General features: G+C 62.1%; 5 protein-coding genes. 1 reads left to right on the forward strand and 4 read right to left on the reverse strand.

Annotated features, from left to right (window positions below; all coding sequences use genetic code 11):
• From VEJ16_00780 to VEJ16_00790, 3 genes are all read right to left on the reverse strand, one after another.
• The coding region (locus tag VEJ16_00780) for an autotransporter outer membrane beta-barrel domain-containing protein (protein ID HYB08186.1) at positions 1 to 247 on the reverse strand (247 nt) is incomplete at its 3' end.
• A gap of 612 nt (positions 248 to 859) precedes the next feature.
• Positions 860 to 1,252 carry a VOC family protein gene (locus VEJ16_00785; GenBank protein ID HYB08187.1) on the reverse strand — a complete coding sequence of 131 codons (393 nt, stop codon included), beginning with the start codon at positions 1,250 to 1,252 and terminating at the stop codon, positions 860 to 862.
• A 50-nt stretch (positions 1,253 to 1,302) separates the two neighbouring features.
• Complete coding sequence (locus tag VEJ16_00790; protein HYB08188.1) at positions 1,303 to 2,247, reverse strand: 3-hydroxyacyl-CoA dehydrogenase NAD-binding domain-containing protein; 945 nt, start codon at positions 2,245 to 2,247, stop codon at positions 1,303 to 1,305.
• 193 nt (positions 2,248 to 2,440) lie between these two features.
• Between VEJ16_00790 and VEJ16_00795 the strand changes: the two genes are divergently transcribed.
• Positions 2,441 to 3,298, forward strand: coding sequence for an FkbM family methyltransferase (locus VEJ16_00795; GenBank protein ID HYB08189.1), 858 nt, complete (start codon positions 2,441 to 2,443; stop codon positions 3,296 to 3,298).
• 600 nt (positions 3,299 to 3,898) lie between these two features.
• On the opposite strand, the gene VEJ16_00800 is transcribed toward VEJ16_00795, so the two are convergent.
• Positions 3,899 to 4,172, reverse strand: a 274-nt coding sequence (locus VEJ16_00800) for a hypothetical protein (protein ID HYB08190.1), incomplete at its 5' end; no start/stop codon positions are given.

A 4,172-nucleotide genomic window follows, 5' to 3' on the forward strand; every position in this document is an offset into this window, starting at 1 on the left:
CGGCGTTCGCCCCGCTCTCCGTGGTGCTGTCCGAATGGAGGTGCGTGTAGCCCAAGCCCGCGACCGGCGTGACCGTGAGCGGCGTGTCGAGCACGCCCGCGGGGTGGAAGGTGTAGCCGGTCTCGGCCGAGAAGCCATAGACCTGGCCATCGGGGCTGCTGGTCGCAGTACCCCCGGTGAAGCCGGGGAAGCTCACCGAACGGGAATTGTCGAAGGTGTCGACCCCGAAGGTGGCAAGCCCGCTCACGTACCAATCCCCTTGCCCGTGGGCATGCGGTGCGTCATCGAACGATCCTTTCTCGATCTCATTTCGCGCGGGTTTCTTGGGCGGGGGCCGTGGGAAGGTACGCGATTGAAGGGTTTGTTTAAGGTTTCTCTAATTTAGCTATTTTTTATTTAAACCATTGGGTTTGCGTTGTTTTTCGGTGCGGCACCGTGCCGGCCCCGGTAACCGGAGTCAAGCCCGAGTTGAGTCTCTCGGAAAGATACAACCTAGGGCGTCGATGCCCGAACACATGGATGGCCGGGTCGGGCCCGGCCATGACGAGTGGTGCTGGAACGCGTGGATGTCCGGGTCAAGCCCGGGCATGACGAACAAAGGGAACGCGAGTATCGCTTAGCTCCGTCATGCGCGCCCCCCGGACTTCGATCCGGGGGTCAGACCCGAGCATCCACGTCTTGGGGATGGCGCCGTCGAGGACATGGATGCCCGCGACAGGCGCGGGCATGACGGCGGTGGCGAATGGCGACCTACGCGCCGAAGGCACCTCGAAAGGCGAGGCCCCTCATGGTTCGAGACGGCCGCTTCGCGGCCTCGTTGCCATGCGGTTCCTTATTCACAGGATAAGATGACAGGACTTCAGTCGCCGGTCGCCGGTCCTGGCTCCTCGGGCGCGAAGTCGAGTTCGACTTTGGCGCCGTTGGGGTCGTGGAAGAAGAGCTGCCAAGCCCGGCTTCCCGCCTGACGGCGGAGCAAATAATCGATCTTCCGCCTCTCGAGCTTCGCGATCGTGTCCTGGAGGCCGGCGGCGCTGAACGCCATGTGATCGAGCACGCCGGCGGGGTCCTTGGGCAGCTCGCGCCCGGCGATGATGTGGAGGACCGCTTGCTCGCCTGCATAAAGCCACGCGCCGGGAAAGTCGAACGGGGGCCGGTATCCTTCCTTGAGACCGAGCAACTCCTTGTAAAACGCCTGGGTATTAGCGAGATCGCCGGCGAGCACGGTGAAGTGGTTCATTGCAGTGACGGTCATGGCGCCTCCCCGAGTTTCGACACTGGCATCTCAAGTTCGAGCATCTTAAGTTACGGTCGCCGCGGCCGCGCGTGATCGCGGTTCTCGGGCCGTGTTCGCGCCGCTTCCTCGCCAAGGTCCCGTGCCAAAAAATCGAGGAGACGGCGAAGACGGGCACTCGCCTCCATCGCGACGGCTCCCTTGTCGCACTCTCGCCAATCGTAGAAACCGAGGCCGGCTTCGAGGCCCGTCTCGCCGCGCTTCGGCAGTTCCTGGACGAAGCCGACCGGTGTGCGCGTATGGGCAAGTTTCGGCACGATCGCGGCCTGCGCCTTCGCATGTGTGCCGACACCGGCGATGTCCTTTTGCTCGATAAGGCCGGTCACGCACATGCGTGGGCCGAGGAGATGTTTTGCGACCTGGTCAACCTCATAGGCCGTCGCCGCACCCGTCTCGATCAAGGAATACGCCTCATGCAGGATCGCATGCTGGAGGCGGTTGATGAGATAGCCCTCGACCGGCTTGCGAACGAGAATCGGCTCCTTGCCGGTGCGCCGCATCGCCTCCGCTACGCGTTCGACGGCACGCGGCTCCGTCGCCGTGCCGCCGATCACCTCGACCATCGGAAACACATCGGCGGGTTGGAAATAATGCGCGCCGAGGAAGCGCTCCGGATGCGCCAAGCTCCCAGCAAGCTCATCGAGCGGCAGGCCCGAGGTGTTCGTCGCGATGATGACCGTCGGCGGATAGGCCGCTTCGATCGCGCGATAGCAGGCGAGCTTCGTCTCGACGTCTTCAGGCACGTTTTCGATCACGAGGTCGGGGACTTCCTTCGGCAGGTCGGCCGAGGCGACGACACCTTTGGGCAAACCGGGTATTTCAGCCCCGCGACGGCTCCAGATCGAGGTCTCGAAGCCGCCCTCGGCGAAGGATTTGGCAACACCTTTGCCCATCACGCCGGCGCCGACGATCAGCACGCGCTCGATGGGGTGCTGAGGGCTCTTCGTTCCGGTCATCGCGCGCGGCCGGATGTCGTGCTGATTTTTCTCCCGCCCACCTTTTCCTCCCCGATCCTACCAATGCCCGTCAGGGCCAAGATTATCCGCGCAGGGCATTTTCGTACGCGCAATGCCTTGCTGGCAATATCGCATATCACTTGAACGGCAGCGCTAGAGACGCCGTCGCTGGCATCGGGCGATGATGTAAGCTATGAGGTTCGCCACGTTCCTGCGGCACGGCGACGAGGCTTTCACGATGGATCCATTCAAGCGGCTTGCAATCGATTTCCTTTCGCGCCAACGCAATCTCAAGCGCGCCGCAAGCCTGTTTCAGGTCGCCTCTCGCAGTCTGGGCCTTGGCGGAAATCTCGATTTTCATCAAAGTGGCGAGGCTTATTTCCTCGGCCGCTATCTAGCGTCGCTCGGGATCGACCCGGTCGTACTCGATGTGGGTGCAAATCGCGGCCACTATGCGTTGCTGGTGTTGGAGATCAAGGCGGATGCCAAGGTCATCGCCTTCGAGCCCAATCCCGAATTGGCCAATCTCTTGGACGGTATCGGCAATCCACGTCTTAAAGTGGTTCATGCGGCGTGCTCGGATTTCGACGGTGAAGCGACGCTTTACACCAACGGACAAGAGCAGGGCTCGGGCATTGCCACGATGTTGCCGGAAAGCCTCGAGCTGCATCAAGTCGTCAAGGTGGTGCAGCACAAGGTTCCCGCAATGCGACTAGACGGCTTTTTGCGGCAGCAAGGACTCGAGCGGGTTGACCTGCTCAAGATCGATACGGAAGGCCACGAGCTGAAGGTGCTTGCGGGACTAGGTGCGGCGATCGAGCGGCGTGCGATCGATTGCGTGCAGTTCGAGTTCAATGCGGCCCATGCGCTGGCGCGGACGTTTTTGCGCGACTTCCAGGGGGTGCTCGCCGGATACGATTTTTTCCGCCTCACGCCGCACGGGATGGTCGACCTTGGCGCCTATCGACCGGAGACATGGGAACTTTTTCAGCAGCAAAACGTCGTCGCGTTGCTGCCCGAGGCCCTGGAGCGAATGCTAAAGGGGAAATAGCGCCGGCTGCCGCGGAGATCGAACGCGGTATCTGAAGGTGCGAGGCTTGGGTCGGGGTCCGGCGCGAGGGTGGATGGGCGTACCCCCGCGCCGGGGTAAGACTCCCTTCTGCCGGTGTTTGATCTACGACCGCAACAGGCAAAGAAAAGCCCCGCCCGTTCGAACAAGGGCGTTATTTGTCCTCTCGCCACATTTCCTTACCATGTGATCCGGATCATACGTGCGTGGCCCGGAGTTTGCTTACTTTCGTCGGCCAGGATCGCTCCGCGGAGGCTGTTGAGCGCGAGTTGGGGCAAGCTGGCGTGATCATTGGGAGGTAGTCGATGCGTGGCGTGAAGGCCGATTGGAGGCGATGGAGCCGTTCTGAACGAGTCGGCGCGATGGTCTTGGCCGTTCTTTGGATCGTCATTTGCGGCTCGTCCCTCGTCCAAGCATTTGCTAGCTGATTTGGGTTCGCCTGAATGCCTATCGGTTCGCATTTTGCACTGCAAAATTAGCTTTACATGCCACGCGGATACGTTTCATTCGCGGCTTTCTGACAAACCTCAAATCGGCATCGCCGTGCAGACGGTTTGGTCGGCCGCGGCTAGGGGCGACACACTATCCTTCTGAGGCAGCGTGCATTTCTGGCGCTGGATCGAGGACCTTGTAGCCGCGCTCCTCAAGGCAGCTTCTGACAGCACCTGCAAGCGGATCGGCAACACTCGACGCCGCGGTCGCCGGCCCATAGAGGGAGCCCGCGGCAGCACCACCGAGCGCACCTGCCCCGGCGCCAATCGCGGCCCCCGTTCCAGCGCTGCTGGTCAACGCACCGATACCGGCCCCCAACGCCGCCCCCCCGAATGCGCCAAAGACGAGCCCTGCTGCGATATAG

Source organism: Alphaproteobacteria bacterium (genome assembly GCA_035625915.1).
Taxonomy (GTDB): Bacteria; Pseudomonadota; Alphaproteobacteria; order JACZXZ01; family JACZXZ01; genus DATDHA01.